The following is an 18,707-nucleotide window of genomic DNA, read 5'->3' on the forward strand; positions in this document are numbered from 1 at the left end:
AGGGAAGGTAAACACATCTATTAGAATTGAGCTGTCCTTGCTTTCTGCGGTATACAAGTGCGCTAAGCTTGAGTGGGGTTTCACCTTGCTAGCGAACCCGCTAGCCGAGATCAAAAGACCACGACCATCGAGAGGAAGAGAGCGCCGCCTAGAAGAAGGAGAGCTGAATGCCTTGTTGGCGGTTACGGAGGGAACTGTGCTGTCGTCACTCATCCTATTGGCGGTTGAGACAGCAATGCGTGCAGACGAGCTTCTATCTCTTCGATGGGACAACATCAACTTCGACAAGAGAATAGCTCTTCTGCCTGATACGAAGAACGGCGAGCGTAGGATCGTGCCGCTATCATTCCGAGCCCTAGCAATCCTAAACAGCATCGAAAAAGCAGGCGATACCGTATTTGCTGCCTCTGCCTCATATACCATCTCTAATGCCTTTAAACGGGCCACGCAGCGGGCAGGGATAGTTGGATTACGATTCCATAGCCGCGCTCTTGGCTTACGCCGAACCCCATCCGGAAAGTGGCAGCGCTAAGTTCATTGCCAATCATCTGCTGGGCAACGAATTGGTACAACAGTAACTTATGGCCATGCTCAAAAATTAGGCAATTGGTAACGTCTGTGTGCAAGTTAAGTTCTTCACTGCATGAACGAATCCGATAAAGTCAGAACATCTAGCATGAATGTTCCTGACGTTAGCAACGACTCAGTGCCCAGAGTCTTTAGCCTCATTCAAATGCTGATTCAGCCCGGTTGCCTGTTAGAATACGCTGGTCAGTAGACAAGTTGTTCGCCATGCGAACCTACTAAGTGATGAGATGAGTTATGGCGCGCGGCGAGTTGATGAGGAAGTTATTTGCAAGCTATGGTCGGAATGACGAATTCCGATCCGTAGCCGAGCAGATAATTCTGGAGGAAGAGAACAAGAAGAATTCGCTCCTCGCGAAGTCGTTGCGTAAAACGCTTGAGCAAGCCTCTTCGACGGTGGAAGTTGGGATCGCCGGGATGTCTGTTTTGCCTAACGTCACCGACCCTGCACGGGATTTCGTTGAACGTATTGAACCTAACATCTCTCACAGAGCAATTACCCTCTCTAGCGACAATGAACGGGTTTTAGTCGGACTCTTGAAGGAGTTCCGCCATGGGGACCAAATTCGACTAAAGGGTCTGCCTGTAAGATCGAAAGTGTTGCTTTGCGGTCCCCCTGGGTGCGGCAAGACACTCTTTGCTGAGATCTTCGCTGCCGAGCTTGGCCTTCCTTTATATATCGTCAAATTAGATCGACTGATCTCTTCGTATTTAGGTGAGACGGCGACTAACATTCGTAAAATCTTCGAGTTCGCTTCTAAGCGTCCTTGCGTCCTCTTTCTAGATGAATTTGACGCACTTGCCCGCTCACGAGAGGACAGTAGTGAACACAGTGAGCTCAGGCGCGTAGTTAACTCACTGTTACTTTTCATTGATCGATTAAAGAGCAAGGGATTTCTAGTAGCTGCAACAAACCTTGATAGTTCACTGGACCCCGCTATTTGGAGACGTTTTGATGAGGTGCTATGGTTCGATCGGCCTACACCAGCACTGGTTGAACGATTTCTAGTATCGCAGCTCAAGAATGTTAAATGCACATTTGATCCAACGAAGCATTCGATGGCGTTCAAGGGATTTAGCTATGCTGAAATTGAGAGGGTTTGCGTAATGGCAATAAAATCGTCTATTATTCGAGGTGCGAGAGAGGTGAGCGCTGTCGATTTCAAAGCCGCCCTATCCGATGAGAAACGAAGGCGAGCAAGAGTCGCCTAATGTACAACAGCGTTGTTGTAGGGACCTATGCCAAATTTCGAACATCTCAAGTTAGTTCGCCTCCCAGAGCAATTAGAGCGCCGTAAAAAACCTGGCTTTGGCAAGCCGTATGCACGAGAAAAAGCTGCTCATGCTGCTAAGCTCGAGACGCAACTTGACACTGCAATTCAAGTACAAAAGCAACGTCGCCCAGTTACATTTATTGATCCTGCATTAATACTTCGTGTGCAAATGGTTGGTCCTTTGCTTGAGGCCGACTGGGAAGCCGCTGGCCTTACAGTGTTGTCAAATGACGCCGACAGGACATTGGTTTTGTTTGCTAACGCTGATGAGTTATCAGCATTTCGTTATCGCCTTACTGCGTACGGTGGGCCTAAGCCAGCAGGGCAGAAAAACCCGCCCTATGAAAACTTCATCACATCAGTCGAATCGATTTCCACAATCGAGCCAAAGGACCGACTAGGCCCAAGGTTGCGTGAGGCCGGATTCAATTCACTTGATGACATCCTCCCGCATGCCCAGTTCACTGTCGACCTTGAACTGTGGGACTTGGGCAAGAGAGCTCTTCGCGAGCTGAAATTGTCTGAAATTGGCAATTATGTCACTGCCATGGAGGGTGAGGTGTACGATGAGTACATTGGCCCTTCTATTTCACTTCTCCGCCTTCACATCAACGGCATCGTATTGAAAGCACTGCTTTCAGTTGAAGAAATTGCATCAATTGATTTGCCTCCAGTGCCGGACATGATTCAAGACGATATGTATGATTTGTCGCTGGTCGATGTGCCGCCAATGGACGAAGTTCCGGACGATGCTCCGGTCATAGGGATCATTGACAGTGGAGTCAACGCTCATCCCCTCCTTACAGATATCTTAGTAGGTTCCATTGCAGTGCCGGATACCCTTGGAATAGCGGATGATTGGGGGCACGGGACACGGGTAGCTGGGACGGCGATCTTTGGAGACTTGCGCTTGCAGTTGGAATCAGGTTCCCTGATGAGAAATGCGCGTATCTGCTCAGCCAAAGTAGTGAATAGTCATGGAGCCTTTGATAACAGGAAGCTAGTGCCTTCGCAAATGAGGGAGGCGCTTACCACCTTACATTCTCGGTACGGTTGCAGAATATTTGTCATTTCACTAGGTGATCGTACCAGTCCGTATACTGGGGGGAAGGTTGGGGCATGGGCGGCTACTCTAGACGAAGTTGCACGTGAGCTGAATGCGTTGATCATCGTCTCTGCTGGAAATAGAGTTCCAAGGAGCGGGGCCAAAGTTGAAGAAGGAGTTACGTCGTACCCGGCATACTTGACTGAGCCTAACAATCGAATTCTGGAGCCTGCAGGAGCTGCAAACGTATTGACTGTAGGAGCGCTTGCGCATGGAAACGGAATGACTCAGGCCATGGTCGATGACATTCACATTAGGCACATCACGGAACCAGGAGAGCCCGCACCGTTCACACGCGCTGGACCCGGAGTGAATGGGTGTATCAAGCCTGACTTAGTCGATTTCGGCGGAACTATGGTCTACGATGCAGTCACCGGAAGCCTAAAAAATGGTTCACATTATCCTAGCGCAGGACTACTTACCCTTCACAACAAGCACGTTGAAAATTTGTTCAGCTCGGGTTCCGGTACCTCATACGCAGCACCATTTGTAGCGTTCAAGGCAAGCCAGCTTCTTGCTCTTATTCCCACAGCGAGCGCAAATTTGTTGCGTGCACTCCTAGCCAATTCCGCTAGCCATAGTGATGAGATGACGGGTAGGTTACAGACCTTATCAGGGAGCGCAGTTTCTGATGTCTGTGGGCATGGTCAGGCTGATGTCCAACGGGCAGCATATTCAGATGAAAGCCGAGTTGTCCTTTATGCAGAGGCGAGCCTTCCAGTCGATCACTTTGCTGTCTATGAAATTCCGATCCCTTCGGAATTTCAAGGAAACACAGGACGCAGGAAAGTCACGGTAACACTTGCATATGACCCTCCTGTTCGCCACTCCCGCAGTGACTATCTCGGTATAAAAATGAGCTTTCGGCTCATTCGAGGCTGTACCGCTGAAACTGTCTTTGAACATTATCGAAAACGGTCCAAGGATGAAGGGGGGGTACCTGAACTTTCAGCCAAGTTTGACTGTAAATTGAAGCCTGGGTCCACATCGCGAGAAAAGGGGACACTGCAACGAGCATCTATCGAGTTTGCTAGAGGGATAGAATCTTATGGCGACAAGTACTTCCTAATTGTTCGATGTGAAGGGGGATGGGCTCCTGCAGAGTTGGCACAACGCTTTGCAGTGGTCGTTGAACTTCAGCATGAGTCATCGATTGTCCTCTATGAGCGCCTACGTGCCCGTGTCCGTGCGTGATGAATTTGTATCAGTTTTTTCCAACCAAACAAACCGTTGAGCGAATGAATGAGTGGATGCATTTGCGATTACTGGTGCCTTGATGTTGCGGTTCGCTGAGAGTCAACAAGCGTCTTAAACGGATAATTTTGCTGAGATATTTTGAAGGGGCAATGCACCTAAGGAAGGGTTAGAGGCATCCCACGGGGTGGGGGCACTCTCTTATGCTCAACTGTTGCTCAACTGTTGCTCAAGCAAAGCACTGCGAACCTGGTTGCCTCAAGTAGCACCACCAGCGTAAACTGTTGATCTGAAAGGGAAAGAGCAGCGAGAGCAAGGTAGCGCAAAGCGCTAACGACGGACTCATAATCCGTCGGTGCCGTGTTCGACTCACGGGAGGCCTACCAGTCAAACCAAACGGTTAGCAAACGCGCTAACTGCTTCCTCTCCCTCGGCTTCCCCCGCCCACCGACCCTCAACGTTTCGGCTCAAGCCTGCTGATACGCGCCAGGTAAAGCCTGGTCAGGCACCGCTCCAGCGCAGAATCACGGGCACACGACGCACGCGCGTTCAGCCACTGGCGCTGGTCGTTGCGGATATCTTCCCTTTGCCGGGGACCAGCCCCTGCCAGCGCGTCCCGATACACAAAATCGAGGCGCCCGTCGAGTTCGGACAGGGCGGGACTGCGACAGATGGCAGTTTCAATAACGCCGCGCGCCCTGCTGCAGTCGAAGCTCGGGCCATCTGCGTGTGGCGGCAAGGGCTGTTGCATGTTGGATGCGGACTGGTTGATACGTAAGGTGAATGGCACTTGCTTGCCGCGGCGAGCGTCATTGCGCATCAAATAGACGCTGACCTGATAGCGGCCGCGCTCGCGCAGAATGGCCTGGAACCTTGGGCCGTCCATGCTGCCGTTGAAGATCGTCGCACCGGAAGGCGCCGCAACATTGAAGTACAGCGAGGCTTGCCCCTTGTGATCCAGGCGCACGGTGGCGTTGCCGCCAGCGGCGCTGTCGAACGTGTAGGCCTGGGTCTGGTAACCCGTCACGGTCCCGCGCACTTCCACCTCTGTCTGGCCGGGAGCGAACCGCAGCGGTACCGGGGGCGCCTCGGGCTGCACTTGCGCCGTCACGGGCGCGACGAAGAAAACCGTGCTCAGAAACACAGGTACGATCCAGCGACGATGTGATACAGGCATTGATGTCTCCAAATTTTCTAATAGTGGTTTGATCGAGTTGCCCGCAGCATCATGGTGATCCCTTCGTACTGGGGGCGGCGTTGCGCCAGTCGTCAGCACTCTTGCCGACATGACGCAACAAGAACAGGCCATACAGGAACACGGGCAGCGCGATGAGCAACGGTGTCCACGTCCAGCCGGCATCGGCGCCTGCCTCGGCGGGGTGCGTCGTGGCCGAAAGTATCAGCGAGAAATCCCAGAGCGCATGGACGATCACCATGGGCCACACCGAGCGGGTACGGATGCGGATGGCCAGATAGGCCAGGCCCTGCATGCCTGCGGCAGCCGATTGCAGCACTGCCTGGTCCAGTTGCCCGGTCGTGAAGACATTGAGCGAGTGCACGATGCCGAACAGGAATGACGTGAGCAGGATGGTGGGCCAGATACTGAATCGTGCGAGAAGGCCCCGGAACACGATGCTGCGAAACATGAGTTCTTCGGACAGGCCGACGAACAGCATGTTCAGCGCGAGAATGGCTATCACGCCCGGCGATGGCAAGCCGATCAGCGCATCGACCGTCAGCATGATGACGGCGTAGAGCAGCGGCAGCCAGACGAGCTTGATGGATGACGCAGGCGAGGGGCGACGCAGGCCCATCGCGTCGGCGCCGGCAAGCCAGGCCACGACGCCTGCGAAGGCTGCCCCGGCCAGCCAGGGCCAGCCGATCTGATTGGACGCTGCGTACGCGAGGGGGTGTTTCTCGCCGTCGCCGACGGCGTAGCCGATGCCGATGGTCAGCGCGACCCACACCACCATGATCAGCAACGCGCGTATCGGGTTCAGCTGCAACGGTGCACGCATTGCGGATGGGCCTGCGGCAGGAACGCTCATGGCGCCACGCGGTCCCAGACATAGACGCCGGCGTCGGCCGGCAACATCAGGTACAGGCGGCCGTCCTGGAGACGGTAGGAACGCAGCGTGTCGACATCGCGTGCCAGCCGGTCACCCACCGGATCGGGAGGGCACATCATGCGCGTGGTGGCCAGCGGGCCGATGGTGATACTGCCACTGCTGCTGCTGCTGCTGCTGCCGGCGGCTGGCTCGGCACGCCATGGTCCGGTGCCACGATTGCAGTCGAGTTTTGCCGCGACCTGGCCGTCCTTGCCGAACGCCATCGTGAAGCTGTCGCCGTTGGCCGGGCGAAGCGTGCCCGTTGCGTCGTCATTGGACTGGAACATCGCCAGGCGCCACGACGTTCCGTCCAGCGTGGCCGGCGGTGGTGCACCTGCGCATGCAGTGAGAGCAAGACAGGTTGTCAGGATCGCTGAAGTCACGCGCATGGTATTCCTCCCGTTATCGTTCGCTTGAAAAAAATGTTGCTAGCGGCAATTGAACTACGTATAAGGTTGTCTTGAGAATAATATTCTTTACCCATTTCGTCTATACCCGTTTTTGAAATCCGGTACCTGCATGCGGACTGCCTGTTTCTCGAGCCTGAGCCGTACCCTGTTTTGCTTCCTGGTGATGGCAATGATGCATTGCACCGGGAACGCGAGCCAGGCGTTTCCCGGCGCCCCCAAGCCTGACCCGGCGCCAACCGGGGCCAGCGTCCCGGCCATCCCGGTCCAGGATCTGCTGTTTCAGGCCGATGCCGAGCAGCGCAGGGTCGAACTGGCAAGGCAACTGGCGGCGAATACCGAGGTGACACGCGGTCAGGCCCGTGCGCTCGACGCCATCGCGGCGGCGGTGGACGCCAGGACCAATAACATCATGGGTGTCCAGCTGCGTGGCTTGCCGGTGATGCGGCTCGAGAGTCTGGCGCGCCATCTCGATTTCAATGCGCGGCGGCTGGTCGCCTGGGACCAGCAGGCGCGCCACGTGTTCACACCGTACGATGAGCTGGCCGTGCAACTGGCGCACAGCCGCGCTGCCTGGACGGCGACGCGCGCTGCGGCGGCCAGCGGCGCGCTGCCGGTCGTGCTGTCCGAGCGGGTCGAAGTCATCCTGGCAGGCATCGCGGATGCCGAGGCGCGGCTGGGCGACGTGCTGCGCGACCAGCTGATGCTGATGCAGCGTAGCGGGGAGCTCAGGGCGCGCCTCGAGGCCGAGCGCAACCGCATGGCGCTCGTCATTGCCGAGGTCGACGAGCGTCTGCTGCGGATCGATTCGCCGCCGATCTGGCACGCCTTTGACGCAGCCGGGGGACGCCACGAAATGTGGGCTGCCATCGAGCGCGGCGTGCTGATCGAACGCCAGTTCGCCATCGACTATCAGGCCGCCGGCACGGACAACCAGCACGCGCTGCTGCTGGTGCAAGTGCTGCTGCTGATCCTGCTGGTCTGGCTGAACATGCGCAACCGGCGCACGGCCACCGCAGCCACAGTCACCACGCGCCACGCCTTGCACCGGCCTGTTTCGACATGGATCCTGCTGTCGATGGTCGGGGTTCTGGTGCTGGAGCCCGATGCCCCGATGCTTGTGCATGAGATCGCCCTGATGGCGGCGCTCATTCCGGTGTTGCGCCTGCTGCCGAAGCGGCGACGGGGATCCTCGGCCGTATGGCCGTTCGCGGCGGTGTTGCTGTATGCGGTCGACCGGCTCGGTGTGCTGGCGAGCGCCGACAGCAGCCTGTATCGCGCGTTGCTGCTCGTGCTGGATGGTCTGGCGCTGGTCCTGGCCTGGCACGCGATCCGCCTGGCAACGCCAATGCCGGAGCGCGCGCCGCAGGCTGCTCTGGCGTCGCGTGCACGGGTATTCGTACGGCCGTTCGCGTGGACGGTTGCCGGCTTGCTGGTCATCGCTGTCGTCGGCAATATCGTGGGCAACGTGACGCTGGCCGAAATGCTCACCAGCGGCATCATCGACAGCGCCTATATGGCGATCCTGCTCTATGCCTGCGCGATCGTGTGCCGCGACATGGCGCGCGCGGCGCTGGCAGGCCGCGCAGCCCGGCGCGGTCAGACCGGCGCCGGCAATTATGCCGACCTGCGGACATCGCTGGTCAACGTGCTCCTGCTGGCGGCGGCCTGCGGTTGGCTCTTGTACAGCCTCGACCGCTTCCGCCTGCTGCGCCCCGCGCGCAGCGCGCTGAGCACCATCCTGGGCCTTGGCATCGAAGTCGGGGAAATCTCGGTGCACCTGGGCGAGGTGCTCACCTTTGCCGTGTCATCCTGGCTGGCCTACTGGACCGCGCGCGCCGTGCGCCGCGTGTTGCGCGAGGAATTGCCAGGCCACCGTCATCTGGCGCGCGGGGTGGGCAGCAGTATCGCCACGCTGAGCTACTACGCCGTCTTGCTGGCAGGCTTCTTGATTGCGCTGTCGGCCGCCGGCGTGGCGCTCGGACAACTGGCCATCGTGTTCGGCGCCCTCGGCGTGGGCATCGGGTTCGGTCTGCAGAATATCGTCAACAACTTCGTCTCCGGGCTCGTGCTGATGTTCGAGCGCCCGATCCAGCCCGGTGACACGGTCGATGCGGCCGGCGTCTCGGGCACCGTGCGCGAGATCAGCCTGCGCTCGACCACCATCCGCACGGCCGATGGCGCCGATACGGTCATCCCCAATGGCCTGCTCCTGAACGGGAGTCTCACGAACTGGACGATGTACGACCGCACCAGGCGCTTCGAGATCACGATCGGTGTGGCCGACGATGCCGATCCGGACCGTGTGCTCACGATCCTGAGCGCGCAGGTGGAGGCGACCGCCGGCCTGTCCACCGAACCACCGCCCAGGGTGATGCTGACCGACTACGGCGATGGCGGGCTCAGGTTCGTTGTCAGTGTGTGGACCGAGGATCCGGGGAGCTGGGGCACCGTTCGTAACGCCTTGCTGACGCGGATCCATTCGGCGCTGCAGGCAGAGGGCATCGCCGTTGCGCGCCGCAAGTTCGACGTGAACCTGCACGGCACTGCTGCGGACCCGGTAGTTATGTAAGTCTATTATTCAACAACACTCAAAGGAGTCAGTCATGAAAATTCTCCCTCTTGCCATGCTGTTGGTCGCGATGTCGGCCAGTGCCCAGCAGTACGAACGGTATGACCGTCCACGGTCGGATGACACGCGTCAGAACGATGACCGCCGTTACGGTGGCGAAGACATCCAGCTGTCGTGCTTCGGCCAGGCCGAGAACACCCGCTACGAAAACCGGTCGGGCGTGGAGTGGAATTCGTCCACCCACAAGTACGAGCAGAAGTCGGAAGTGGTCGCCGGCAAGCATGACTTCGACACGACCGTGACTATTTCGATCCATGACGATCGGGGCCGCATCCGCATTCCGAAGCAGCTGATCCCGCCGATGAATTCCGGCGGCAGCGATGGCTGGTGGGATATCGATGAGCTGCTCGTCGGTCACAACGAGATCCGGGGCCGCTTCCGCCTGAACGCACTGAACCGGCCGACCCTGAACATCGATCGCCGCAGCGGCGCAATCACCGTCGAAGGCATGATCGCCTTCAACGGCCGTTGCGAAATGGACAGCGGACACCGCCGCTTCTGACCTGCTAGGGGCTGCTGCTCATCACCGTAAGACCGGTACCCGGCTGGCCGCTCCTGAGCGGCGCCTGGGTCACCAGCAAGGTGGTGCCAGGACGCAGGATCGGCACCACCTGTTCATGGAATTCGCGCGGAATGCGCACCAGGTTGCGGGTGGCCTCGTCGACGACGCGGCCGGCCTCGTCCTCATGGCCCGACACCCCGGCAAAGACCCAGGCCGGCTGGCCATCGGCATCTTCAGTCAGCGTCAGGACATGGGTGGCATCGTTGCCCTGATCCAGCGAGATTGGCGAGCGGCCGATCTCGACCCCGTTGCGCAGCACGATCAGTGCCTGGTCGCTGCGCGACATCACGATGGTCACCGGCCCCGATGCGGACCGCTCCGGATTCCAGAAGCCGGTGTCCGGCACGTCGCCATCCGACGGCGCCAGCACGTCACCCGACCCGGTGCTGACGGGATGGGCTGCATTGCCGGCGATGATGACGGTCGTGGCATGCCCGGTCGTCTCGAACAGTGCCTTGGCAAAGGCGAAGGGAAGATGCACGCAGCCATGGCTTTCCGGGTAGCCCGGGAGTCCACCGGCATGCAGCGCGACACCGTCCCAGGTCAGGCGCTGCTGGAACGGCATCGGCGCGTTGTTGTACTTGCTGGAACGGTGTTTCGCATCCTTTTGCAGGATGGTGAATACGCCGGTCGGCGTCTCGTGCCCGGGTTTGCCGGTGGAGACGGTGCTCACGCCGATGCGCACGCCGTTGCGGTACACGGTGGCGAGCTGTTTCGACAGGTCGACGAAGACCAGCAGCGGCCCCTGCGGCGAAATCTGCGGCGCCCACACCCATTGGCCGGGCTTGAGCCGGTCTGCCTGGCGTGCCAGCTCGACAGCGGACGACACTTTTTCTCCCTGCGCCAGGACTGGTCCGGCAAGCATGGCCGCGAGGACCCCGGCTGCGAGCAAGGTTAGCGAGCGTGTGTTCAATGCATGCTCCTGTGACGAGATGAATTTTCGGTATGCACGATCCTGCTGAACCGCCCGACCCGGAAGCATGATCATATAACCAAAAAGAACTGTGGTCGAAAGTTCGTCCATGATAGAGAGGCGCTGGCTGTTGGCGCGCCCTTTGGCTTCGTCGTCCCCACCGATATTGCTGCAATTATTAAAACTGAGTTAACAATGCTTTGAATTATGGTTATCTTGTAACTGTCTTCATCCGATAAAGTGGTGCTCACGACATTACCCTTCACGGAGACAGCATCAATGAATACCTACAACATTGCAACCATCCCAGGCGACGGCATCGGCAAGGAAGTCGTGCCGGCAGGCCAGCAAGTACTGGCAGCGCTGGCGGCAACCAGCGGTACATTCCAGTTCAACTTCGAGGATTTTGACTGGGGAGGCGATTACTACCGCAAGCATGGCGTCATGATGCCGGCCGACGGCCTCGATGCGCTGCGCGACAAGGATGCGATCCTGTTCGGTTCGGCCGGAGATCCGGATATTGCCGACCACATCACCCTGTGGGGCCTGCGGCTCAAGATCTGCCAGGGCTTTGACCAGTACGCCAATGTGCGCCCGACCCGTATCCTGCCGGGCATCGATGGTCCGCTCAAGCGCTGCGCGCCGCAAGACCTGAACTGGGTGATCGTGCGCGAGAATTCCGAAGGCGAATACTCTGGCGTCGGCGGTCGCGTGCACCAGGGGCACCCGATCGAAGCGGCGACCGATCTGAGCATGATGACCCGGGTGGGCGTCGAACGCATCATGCGGTATGCGTTCAAGCTGGCCCAGTCGCGTCCACGCAAGCTGCTGACCGTGATCACCAAGAGCAATGCCCAGCGCCATGCGATGGTCATGTGGGACGAGATCGCGGTGCAGATCTCGAAGGAATTCCCAGACGTCAAATGGGACAAGGAACTGGTCGATGCCGCCACGGCGCGCATGGTCAACCGGCCTGCCACGCTCGACACCATCGTCGCGACGAATCTGCATGCCGATATCCTGAGCGACCTGGCGGCGGCGCTGGCAGGCAGCCTCGGCATCGCGCCAACCGGCAATATCGATCCGGAGCGCCGTTACCCGTCGATGTTCGAGCCGATCCATGGTTCGGCGTTTGACATCATGGGCCAGGGTCTGGCCAATCCGATCGGCACTTTCTGGTCAGTCGTGATGCTGCTTGAACACCTGGGCGAGAATGCCGCGGCGCGCGACGTCATGGAAGCCATTGAAAGCGTGACAAGCAATCCTGCGCTGCACACGCGCGACCTGGGTGGCAAGGCCACGACCGCCGACGTCACCAGCGCCGTGTGCGACTTCATCGGCAAACTCGCCAGCGTCGCGGCCCGCGCTGCCTGACCGCCCCATCCGGCGGTCGTGGCGCCCGCCGCACGGCAGCCTGCCGCCCGCGCTCCCCGCGCGGCGCGGCGCATTCCCGTACGTGTCCAGCATCAACTCGCCGCAGAGCGGGGAGGGCGCGTACCGCGCAGCACCTATCAAGGAGACACCCCATGTCAAAGCGCTTCTTCGGAAAGCTGTATGTCCAGGTCCTGATCGGCGTCCTTGCCGGCGGCCTGATCGGATTTCTGTATCCCCAACTCGGCGAGGATCTCAAGCCGCTCGGCGACCTCTTCATTCGTCTGATCAAGATGGTGTTCGCACCGGTCATCTTTGCCATGGTCGTGCTTGGCATCGCCAAGATGGAGAGCATGAAAGAGCTCGGGCGCGTCGGCGTACGGGCCCTGATCTATTTCGAGGTTCTGTCGACGTTTGCGCTGTTGCTGGGCCTGCTGGTGGTCAATGTGTTCCAGCCGGGTGTCGGCATGAACGTCGATCCCAAGTCGCTCGACACCAGCGCGATCAGCAATTACACCTCGGCCGCGGCGACGTCGGGCGGGTTCATTGATTTCCTGCTGGGCATGGTGCCCACCAGCGTGGTCGATGCTCTGGCCAACAATAATATCCTGCAGATCCTCGTGTTTGCCACGATGTTCGGTATCGCGCTGTCGCATATGGGGCGTCGTGCCAAGCCGGTGGTCGACGTGCTGGAAGCATTCAGCAACGCCATGTTCGTCGTGGTGGCCATGGTGATGCGCATCGCGCCGATTGCTGCCTTTGGTGCGATTGCCTTTACGGTCGGCAAATACGGTCTCGAATCGCTCGTGTCGCTCGGCCAGTTGATGGCGTGCATGTACCTGACCTGCGTGGCGTTCGTCGTGTTCGTGCTTGGCACGATCGCCCGTATCGCAGGCTTCAGCCTGTGGAAATTTTTGCGCTACATCCGTGACGAGCTGTTTACCGTGCTTGGCACCAGTTCGTCGGAATCCGTCGTACCGCAGCTGATGCACAAGCTGGAACACCTGGGGGTCTCGAAGCCTGTCGTGGGCCTGGTCGTGCCATCCGGTGTCACCTTCAATCCCGATGGCCAGTGCATCTACTACACCATGGCTGCCATTTTCATTGCGCAGGCCACCAATACGCCACTGTCGCTGATGGACCAGTTCGTGATCCTTGGCGTGCTGATGGTGACGTCGAAGGGCTCGGCCGGGGTCACCGGTTCGGGCTTCATCACGCTGGCCGCGACGCTGGCATCGATGGGCAATATTCCGGTGGCCGGCATGGTGCTGCTGCTCGGCGTCGACCGCTTCATGTCGGAAGCGCGCGCCATCACCAATACCATCGGCAATGCCGTTGGTACGGTGGCCGTGGCGCGCTGGGTCGGCGCCGTGGACACCGTGCGCATGCACCGCATCCTCGACGGCCACCCGGTCGAACCGCTGGCAGCGCCGGAGCAGGATGTGCATGGCGAGGCCGACGCGGTTGCGCTCAACCTGATCGGCGGCGCGGGTCCGCGCAAGGCGAACGCCTGAGCCGGCCCGGACTTATGGAGATGATGATGGACATGACAGTCAACAGCGCGCTGGACGGGGCACATGCCGGCGCCGGCGCCGAACGCACTTTTCTCGAACAGCTGTTTCGCACTGCGATTGCGGCAGCGCAGCCGGTGCACTGCATGACGCCGCACCTGGAGCAATGCCTGCCGCGCCAGGGGGCATCAGCCGCGGCCGGCCGCCTGATCGTCATCGGCGCCGGCAAGGCGTCGGCCGAGATGGCGCGCGTGGTCGAGGACTACTGGGGCGACGGCATCGAAGGCCTGGTGGTCACACGCTACGGCCATGGTGCGCCCTGCGCGCAGGTCGAGGTGGTCGAGGCCGCCCACCCGGTGCCCGACGGCGCCGGGCGCGATGCCGCCGCGCGCATGCTGGCGCTGGTATCGCAGCTCGACGCTGCCGACACCGTGCTGTGCCTCGTGTCGGGCGGCGGGTCGGCGCTGCTGCCGCTGCCGCTGCCCGGTATCACGCTCGAGGACAAGCAGGCGCTCAGCCGCGCATTGCTGGCTTCGGGCGCCAGCATCGGCGAAATGAACTGCGTGCGGCGCCACCTGTCGGCGATCAAGGGCGGGCGCCTGGCGGCCGCCTGCCATCCGGCACGCGTGATCACCTTGCTGATCTCGGACGTGCCGGGGGACGATCCGTGCGATATCGCTTCCGGTCCAACCGTGGCCGATGCCAGTACCTGCCATGATGCGCTGGCGATCATCGACCGCTACGGCATTGCGCTGGACCCGCACGTGCGCGAGATACTGGCCAGCGGGGCCGGCGAGTCGGTCAAGCCGGGCGACCCGCGCCTGGCCGGCAACGAGGTCAGGCTGGTCGCCACGCCGCAGATGGCGCTCGACGCCGCGGCCGCGGCTGCGCGCCGGGCCGGCATCGACGCGTACATTCTCGGCGATGGCATCGAGGGCGAGGCGCGCGACGTCGGCAAGACCCTGGCCGCCATCGCATTGCAGGCGGCGCGGCGCGGTCAGCCGTTCCGGGCGCCGTGCGTGCTGCTGTCCGGCGGCGAGACCACCGTCACGCTGCGCGGCGACGGCAGCGGCGGGCGCAATGTGGAATTTTTGCTGGCGGCGGCGCTCGCGCTGCGCGGCGCTGCCGGCGTGCATGGGCTGGCCGGCGACACCGACGGGGTCGACGGCCGCGAAGAGATCGCGGGCGCGTACATCGCGCCGGACACGCTGGCGCGCGCCTTCGCCCGGGGAATCCGGCCGCGCGAGAGCCTGGACCGCAACGATGGTCACGGCTTTTTCCAGGCGCTGGGCGATGCCGTCATCACCGGGCCGACGCTGACCAATGTCAACGATTTTCGCGCCTTTCTCATTCTTGATCCTGCCATGGAGACTGCCCGATGAACCGTGCCCGCAAAGCCAAGATCGTCGCCACCGTGGGACCGGCCAGCACCGATGCAACCACGCTCGAGGCCATGTTCCGTGCCGGCGCCGACGTATTTCGCCTCAATTTCAGCCACGGCACGCATGACGACCACCGGCGCCGGCTCGCCACCCTGCGCGCCCTCGAACACAGCGTGGGCCGGCCGATCGGCGTGCTGCTCGATCTGCAGGGCCCCAAACTGCGCATCGGCACCTTCGCCGACGGTCCGGTCAGGCTCGAGAATGGCGCCGCGTTCCGGCTCGACCTCGACGCCGCCAGGCCCGGCGACGTAAACCGTGTGGCGTTGCCGCATCCTGAAATCTTTGCCGCACTCGCTGTCGGCACCGAGCTGCTGCTCGACGATGGCCGCATCCAGTTGCGGGTCGAAGGTTTCGATGCCGAACGGGCCGACACGACGGTGGTCAATGGCGGCCTGCTGTCCGACCGCAAGGGCGTCAATGTGCCTGGCGTGGTGCTGCCGCTGTCGGCGCTGACGGCCAAGGACCGCGCCGACCTGGCCTTCGGGCTCGAACTGGGCGTGGACTGGATCGCGCTGTCGTTCGTGCAGCGCGCCGAGGATATCCACGAACTGCGCGCGCTGGTGGGCGAGCGTGCGGCGATCGTCGCCAAGCTCGAAAAGCCGGCGGCGATCGCACAACTCGATGCGATCGTCGACGCGGCCGACGCCGTGATGGTCGCGCGCGGCGACCTCGGGGTCGAGATGCCGGCCGAGCAGGTGCCGGCGATCCAGAAACGCATCGTGCGGGTCTGCCGCCGCCTTGGCAAACCGGTGATTGTCGCCACCCAGATGCTCGAATCAATGGTGGCCGCGCCCGTGCCGACCCGGGCCGAGGCATCCGACGTCGCCACCGCCATCTATGACGGCGCCGATGCGGTGATGCTGTCGGCCGAATCGGCGTCGGGCAAATTTCCGCTCGAAGCGGTCACGATGATGAACAGCATCATCGTGCAAACCGAGGCCGATACCCACTACACCGAGAGCATCCAGGCCAGCCACAGTCCGGCGCGCGCGGAGATCGCCGACGCCATCGGCCTGGCCATGCGCAGCGTGGCCGACCTGCTGGCCCCGGCCGCGGTGGTTGCCTATACCAGCTCCGGCCACTCGGCGCTGCGCATTGCGCGCGAGCGCCCGCGCGCACCGATTCTCGGCATGACGCCGCGGCTGGCAACGGCGCGCCGGCTGGCGCTGGTGTGGGGCGTGCATGCGGTGCTGACGCATGACGTCGCATCGGTTTCCGAGATGACCGGATTTGCCTGCGCCACCGCCTGGCGCGAGCATCTTGCGGCGCCGGGCGAGATTGTCGTGATCGCAGCCGGCATGCCATTCGGCGCAGCCGGCAGCACCAATCTGCTGCACATTGCCCGGCTGGGCGAGGGCGGGGCAGTGCAGTGAGTGGTACCGCAGGCTTGCCGGTGAAGGGCCTGCACAGGCGTGGTAAAAGGGGCGATCGCTCCACAATAAAAAACGGAGGAGACATGTACAGCAAACTCAGCGTGGCAGCCGTCCTGGCCTGCTGCGCAGGCGGGGCCTGGGCGCAAAGCAGCGTATCGATCTACGGTATCGCCGATGCCGGCTACGTGCACGAAAGCGGCGGCAAGAATGGCAGCGTCAACAAGATTACCAGCGGCACCGGATCGACATCGCGGATCGGGTTTCGCGGCAGCGAAGATCTGGGCGACGGGATGTCGGTGTTCTTCACGCTCGAGAATGGCCATCGCCTCGACACCGGTGAAGTCGATGCCTCGGGCACCATCTTCAATCGCCAGGCCTTCGTCGGGCTCAAGACCAGGGCCGGCGCGCTGTCGCTGGGGCGCCAGTACACGGCGTGGCACCAGGCGCTGACCCAGGTCGGCGATCCGTTCGGCACCGGCTATGCCGGCGGTTCAAAGAACCTGTTCGCCGATTACGGCAGCAATGTCCGCACCAGCAACACGGTGCTGTACGCCTCGCCGGTGATGCGCGGTTTCTCGGGCGACCTGGCCTACAGTTTCGGCGAACAGCCCGGCAGCAGCAAGGCAGGACGCCAGTACGGTGCATCGGTCGGTTACTCGGCCGGACCGCTCAATGTGCGCCTGGTCTACAACAACAAGAATTCGGACGTGGCAGCGGCGCCGGGCGTGACGCCGGTCAATCGCGGTAACGGCAGCAACAAGCTGCTGGCGGCCAACTACGATTTCAAGCTGTTCAAAGCCCACCTGGCGTTCAGCGTGGACAAGGGCTTCAACAGCGCGCCGCTCGGCAACAACAGCAATCCGTACGGCGGGGTGGCGCCAACGGCATCGACCGATGGCAATTCGCTGCTGCTCGGGGCCGTGGTACGCGCCGGTCCCGGCAACGTGGTCGTGACGTTCCAGCGCAAGGACGACAAGACCGCATTCGACCAGGATGCCCGCGCGTACGGCGTCGGCTACCTGTACCTGCTGTCCAAGCGGACGACCTTGTATACGGTCTATGGCGTCATCGACAACAAGAACGGCGCCGGCTACACGGTGGCGAACAATTCCGAGTCAGGCAGCGGCGACCGCGCCTTCAACCTGGGCGTGCGCCACACGTTCTAGGGCGCAGCGGCGTCGGCATCCTGCGCCGGCCAGCGCGCCACCTCGATGCCGGTCGGCGTGGCGGCCGAGAAGGCGTCGGCGACGAAGTCGACGAAGCTGCGCACCCGCGCTGCCGTCTGCAACTGGTAGGGGTAGACGGCGTAGATGTCGGCCGGTGGCGTCTCCCAGTTCTCGAGCACCTGACGCAGCCTGCCGCTCTCCAGGTAGCGCGCGATATTCCATTCTGCCCGCATGATCAGGCCGTGGCCCTCGAGCGCCCAGTCGACGGCGATCTCGCCGTCGTTGGTGCTGAGCGGCCCACGTACCTTGACGGTTTCGTTGCGCTGGCCCGACTTCAGGTGCCAGATGCCGTAGCCTTCTTCGCCCTGACGAATGCCGATGCAGCTGTGGTGGGCCAGATCGTGCGGCACGCGCGGCGTGCCGTGGCGTTCGAGATAACCCGGGGCGGCGCAGATCAGGCGCCGGTTCGAGGCGATGCGGCGCGCGATGACACGCGTGTCGGGGGGCTGGCCGAAACGAATCCAGACATCGCACGCGTCCTCGATCAGGCTGGGCGGGTTGACGGTCAATTGCAGCTGGATATCGACTTCGGGATAGCGCTTGTGGAAGGCCGAGATCAGCGGCGCGATATGGCTGCGGCCGAACCCGAGTGTGGCATTGACCCGCAACAAGCCCTTGGGCGCGGTGCCGGCGCTGGTGATCATCTGCTCCATGTCTTCGATATCGGCCAGGATCCGGCGTGAATGCTCGAGGTACATCTCGCCTTCGGCCGACAGGCCGATGCGGCGCGTGGTCCGGTGCAGCAGGCGCACGCCCAGGCGCGCCTCGAGCTGCGACAGGCGCTTGCTCACCCCCGCCGTGGTCACATCGAGTTCGCGCGCGGCAGCGGACAGGCTGCCGGCGCGCACCAGCAAACTGAAGAACGACATCTCGGAATGGGCAGTGGCTGGCGTTGACATTGTTGAACCAAATTTGACAATGGTTCAACCTTAGCACCATCTTTAATTGGCAACAAGTCCGTATATTTCACCTGACCCGACGTATAAAAAGCGAACGACCTGGCC

15 protein-coding genes are annotated in these 18,707 nt (G+C 61.4%); 10 read left to right on the top strand and 5 right to left on the bottom strand.

Annotation, left to right across the window (positions count from 1 at the left end; translation table 11 throughout):
• Nucleotides 1–85: 85 nt before the first annotated feature.
• The 3 genes from AC56LN_RS02000 to AC56LN_RS02010 all read left to right on the top strand — a co-directional run bounded on the left by AC56LN_RS02000 (nucleotide 86) and on the right by AC56LN_RS02010 (nucleotide 4,158).
• Nucleotides 86–532: a site-specific integrase gene (locus AC56LN_RS02000; protein WP_499570768.1), complete on the top strand. Its 447-nt coding sequence runs from the start codon at nucleotides 86–88 to the stop codon at nucleotides 530–532.
• A gap of 290 nt (nucleotides 533–822) precedes the next feature.
• Nucleotides 823–1,797 carry an AAA family ATPase gene (locus AC56LN_RS02005; protein ID WP_499569678.1) on the top strand — a complete coding sequence of 325 codons (975 nt, stop codon included), beginning with the start codon at nucleotides 823–825 and terminating at the stop codon, nucleotides 1,795–1,797.
• A 27-nt stretch (nucleotides 1,798–1,824) separates the two neighbouring features.
• On the top strand, nucleotides 1,825–4,158 hold the full coding sequence (locus AC56LN_RS02010; protein ID WP_499569679.1) for a S8 family peptidase: 2,334 nt from the start codon (nucleotides 1,825–1,827) through the stop codon (nucleotides 4,156–4,158).
• A gap of 454 nt (nucleotides 4,159–4,612) precedes the next feature.
• Here AC56LN_RS02010 and AC56LN_RS02015 read toward each other — a convergent pair whose 3' ends face one another.
• Genes AC56LN_RS02015 through AC56LN_RS02025 form a run of 3 tightly spaced genes read right to left on the bottom strand, consistent with a single transcriptional unit; the run spans nucleotide 4,613 to nucleotide 6,655 of the window.
• On the bottom strand, nucleotides 4,613–5,335 hold the full coding sequence (locus tag AC56LN_RS02015) for a lysozyme inhibitor LprI family protein (RefSeq protein WP_499569680.1): 723 nt from the start codon (nucleotides 5,333–5,335) through the stop codon (nucleotides 4,613–4,615).
• A gap of 49 nt (nucleotides 5,336–5,384) precedes the next feature.
• Nucleotides 5,385–6,176, bottom strand: coding sequence for a CPBP family intramembrane glutamic endopeptidase (locus tag AC56LN_RS02020; protein WP_499569681.1), 792 nt, complete (start codon nucleotides 6,174–6,176; stop codon nucleotides 5,385–5,387).
• Nucleotides 6,177–6,202: 26 nt separating this feature from the next.
• Nucleotides 6,203–6,655: an META domain-containing protein gene (locus tag AC56LN_RS02025; RefSeq protein ID WP_499569682.1), complete on the bottom strand. Its 453-nt coding sequence runs from the start codon at nucleotides 6,653–6,655 to the stop codon at nucleotides 6,203–6,205.
• 190 nt (nucleotides 6,656–6,845) lie between these two features.
• Between AC56LN_RS02025 and AC56LN_RS02030 the strand changes: the two genes are divergently transcribed.
• Together AC56LN_RS02030 and AC56LN_RS02035 are read left to right on the top strand one after the other, a co-directional pair.
• Nucleotides 6,846–9,245, top strand: coding sequence for a mechanosensitive ion channel family protein (locus AC56LN_RS02030; RefSeq protein WP_499569683.1), 2,400 nt, complete (start codon nucleotides 6,846–6,848; stop codon nucleotides 9,243–9,245).
• A gap of 34 nt (nucleotides 9,246–9,279) precedes the next feature.
• On the top strand, nucleotides 9,280–9,807 hold the full coding sequence (locus AC56LN_RS02035) for a hypothetical protein (RefSeq protein WP_499569684.1): 528 nt from the start codon (nucleotides 9,280–9,282) through the stop codon (nucleotides 9,805–9,807).
• 4 nt (nucleotides 9,808–9,811) lie between these two features.
• Here the strand turns inward: AC56LN_RS02035 and AC56LN_RS02040 are convergent, their stop codons facing one another.
• On the bottom strand, nucleotides 9,812–10,891 hold the full coding sequence (locus AC56LN_RS02040; protein ID WP_499569685.1) for a L,D-transpeptidase: 1,080 nt from the start codon (nucleotides 10,889–10,891) through the stop codon (nucleotides 9,812–9,814).
• 168 nt (nucleotides 10,892–11,059) lie between these two features.
• Here AC56LN_RS02040 and AC56LN_RS02045 point away from each other — a divergent pair, with 168 nt between their 5' ends.
• The 5 genes from AC56LN_RS02045 (at nucleotide 11,060) to AC56LN_RS02065 (ending at nucleotide 17,643) form a co-directional block, all read left to right on the top strand.
• Nucleotides 11,060–12,154: a tartrate dehydrogenase gene (locus tag AC56LN_RS02045; protein ID WP_499569686.1), complete on the top strand. Its 1,095-nt coding sequence runs from the start codon at nucleotides 11,060–11,062 to the stop codon at nucleotides 12,152–12,154.
• A gap of 152 nt (nucleotides 12,155–12,306) precedes the next feature.
• Nucleotides 12,307–13,665 carry a dicarboxylate/amino acid:cation symporter gene (locus AC56LN_RS02050; RefSeq protein ID WP_499569688.1) on the top strand — a complete coding sequence of 453 codons (1,359 nt, stop codon included), beginning with the start codon at nucleotides 12,307–12,309 and terminating at the stop codon, nucleotides 13,663–13,665.
• 32 nt (nucleotides 13,666–13,697) lie between these two features.
• Nucleotides 13,698–15,044, top strand: a complete 1,347-nt coding sequence (locus AC56LN_RS02055; protein WP_499569689.1) for a glycerate kinase type-2 family protein — start codon at nucleotides 13,698–13,700, stop codon at nucleotides 15,042–15,044.
• Complete coding sequence (gene pyk, locus AC56LN_RS02060; protein ID WP_499569690.1) at nucleotides 15,041–16,477, top strand: pyruvate kinase; 1,437 nt, start codon at nucleotides 15,041–15,043, stop codon at nucleotides 16,475–16,477. Before AC56LN_RS02055 ends, pyk begins: the two co-directional genes overlap by 4 nt.
• An 83-nt stretch (nucleotides 16,478–16,560) precedes the next feature.
• Nucleotides 16,561–17,643 carry a porin gene (locus AC56LN_RS02065; RefSeq protein ID WP_499569691.1) on the top strand — a complete coding sequence of 361 codons (1,083 nt, stop codon included), beginning with the start codon at nucleotides 16,561–16,563 and terminating at the stop codon, nucleotides 17,641–17,643.
• Here the strand turns inward: AC56LN_RS02065 and AC56LN_RS02070 are convergent.
• Nucleotides 17,640–18,602, bottom strand: coding sequence for a LysR family transcriptional regulator (locus AC56LN_RS02070; protein ID WP_499569692.1), 963 nt, complete (start codon nucleotides 18,600–18,602; stop codon nucleotides 17,640–17,642). The genes AC56LN_RS02065 and AC56LN_RS02070 overlap by 4 nt on opposite strands.
• Nucleotides 18,603–18,707 lie beyond the last annotated feature (105 nt).

It is taken from the genome of Telluria sp. ZT3P26 (genome assembly GCF_059686035.1).